The following is a 1,870-nucleotide window of genomic DNA, read 5'->3' as shown; positions in this document are numbered from 1 at the left end:
AGCGCTGCTCGCGCAACCGCGGCAGCGGCTGCATTGCCGACGAGACTTGGACCCGCGCCAGCAACCTGATCCCGGCCAGTGCCGTCAGCAGCGCCCGCAGCACGCGCGATGCGCACCAAGCGGTGCAGGAAAACACCATTCCCGCCCTGCTCAGGCGACTCGACAACGAGATTGCCCAGCTCAATGAGGCGGTGGAAAGCCACAACCGCAGGCAGACCATCAGCGAGGCGGTCAACACCTTCTCGGAAACGCTCAATCAGGGCAGCCAGCAGAACCGCAGCCGCGGCGGTTACTTCGGCAATCCATCGTCCTCGGCGCCAGGCATCCGCTAGCCCCTGCGCTGACGTATGCCGGAAACGCCGGAAACGACAGGGCCGCATCGCTGCGGCCCTGCCATCACTCAACCCTTTTCCGGGCCGGCGACCTTCTCCGTGCCCGGGCGCTCCCACTCCGGCGGCGCCCAGATGTGCCTGAGGCGCTGCCACAGCGGGCCGGGCCTCATGACATCCTTCATCATGTCGATGAACTCGTGCAGGTTCAGGGTGATGATGTTGTTGCTGCGCACCTGACGCACGATGCCGTATTCCACCGGCTCGACTTCCTCGGCGAAGGTGCCGAACCAGCGATCGAAGATGATCAGCACGCCGCCGTAGTTCTTGTCGATGTATTGCGGGTTGCGGGCATGGTGGACGCGGTGGTGCGATGGCGTCACGAACACGTATTCGACCCAGCGCGGCAGCTTGCGCACGGATTCGGTGTGCACGAAGAACTGGTAGGCCAGGTTCACCGCGTACATGGCCAGGGTCATCTCCGGAGTCACGCCGAGCAGCATGAGCGGGGTGAAGAACAGCCAGTAGCCGGTCAGCGAGTAGAGCATGCTCTGGCGCATGGCCGTGCTCAGCGTCATGTGCTCGCCGCTGTGGTGCACGACGTGGGCGCACCAGAACCAGCGCACGCGGTGGCTGGTGCGGTGGAAGACGTAGTAGCAGAGCTCGAGCAGGATGAACAAGGGCACGATGGTCCAGGCGTTCACCGGCACGTCGAAGAAACGGTGGTCGTAGACCCAGTGCATGGCGTACATGAACAACAGCGCGTGCACGACCAGCTCGAAGGCCTGGTAGGCGGCACCCAGGTTCATGTTGGTCAGGATGGGCATGAGCTGGCCCTTGAAGTACTTGTCCTGGCCGCGCTTCAGCATGACCCGCCACTCGACGAAGAACGCGCCCAGGAACAGCGGCGTGAGCCCGATCAGGATGATCTGCTTGGTGTCCACCGGGAAGCCGGTGATCTGCTCCAGCCAGCGGACGATTTCCTGCATGGTTTCCTGCATGACCATACCCTCACTTGTCGTATGGCGGCAGGATAGCCATGCGCAAGCCCTTCGACTTGACGAAACCGGCCTATTTTTTGACACTTGTCGCCATGACGACGAACAACACGCATAACGTCAGCGGCTACCTGAGCATCGCCTACTTCGGCCTGCTCACCGACTACCTGGGCGAGCACGGGCTGGACGCGGCCGGTCTGCCCGGCGGCGAGGCCCTGCGCCAGCTCGCCGCCGGCGACACGCCGGTGATGCCGGTGCGCGCCTGGCGCGAGGTGCTGGAAGCCGCCGCCGAGCGGCTGCGCCAGCCCGACCTCGGCCTGCGCCTGGGCCAGCGCTTCACGCCGGCGCATCTGGGCCTGCTGGGTTACGTGCTGCAGTCCTGCGGCACCGTGGGCGCGGCGCTGGAGCGCCTGCAGCATTACGAACGGCTGATCAACGGCATCAACCGCCTGCGCCGCCGGGAAGTGACCGATGACCACGGCCTGCCCTGCACCGACCTGGTCTGGGGCGTGGAGCACGGGCGCCCCGGACAGCAGGTCGACA

Annotated in this window: 3 protein-coding genes; 2 read left to right on the top strand and 1 reads right to left on the bottom strand. The window is 65.3% G+C overall.

Annotated elements, in window-relative coordinates; all coding sequences use genetic code 11:
- Positions 1-332, top strand: a 332-nt coding sequence (locus C5O18_RS10515; protein WP_158249319.1) for a hypothetical protein, incomplete at its 5' end; no start/stop codon positions are given.
- 68 nt (positions 333-400) lie between these two features.
- Here the strand turns inward: C5O18_RS10515 and C5O18_RS08930 are convergent.
- Positions 401-1,318 carry a sterol desaturase family protein gene (locus tag C5O18_RS08930; protein WP_206389825.1) on the bottom strand — a complete coding sequence of 306 codons (918 nt, stop codon included), beginning with the start codon at positions 1,316-1,318 and terminating at the stop codon, positions 401-403.
- A gap of 104 nt (positions 1,319-1,422) precedes the next feature.
- Between C5O18_RS08930 and C5O18_RS08925 the strand changes: the two genes are divergently transcribed.
- The coding region (locus tag C5O18_RS08925) for an AraC family transcriptional regulator ligand-binding domain-containing protein (protein WP_162495444.1) at positions 1,423-1,870 on the top strand (448 nt) is incomplete at its 3' end.

Origin of the sequence: Amnimonas aquatica (assembly GCF_002943415.1) — a bacterium.
In the GTDB taxonomy this organism is placed as follows: domain Bacteria; phylum Pseudomonadota; class Gammaproteobacteria; order Pseudomonadales; family Moraxellaceae; genus Perlucidibaca; species Perlucidibaca aquatica_A.
This window is presented reverse-complemented; position numbering and strand designations above follow the sequence as displayed.

Coding starts and splice junctions, on each gene's coding strand:
- C5O18_RS08930 (WP_206389825.1), bottom strand. CDS start 1,318: ATGCAGGAAATCGTCCGCTGGCTGGAGCAGATCACCGGCTTCCCGGTG.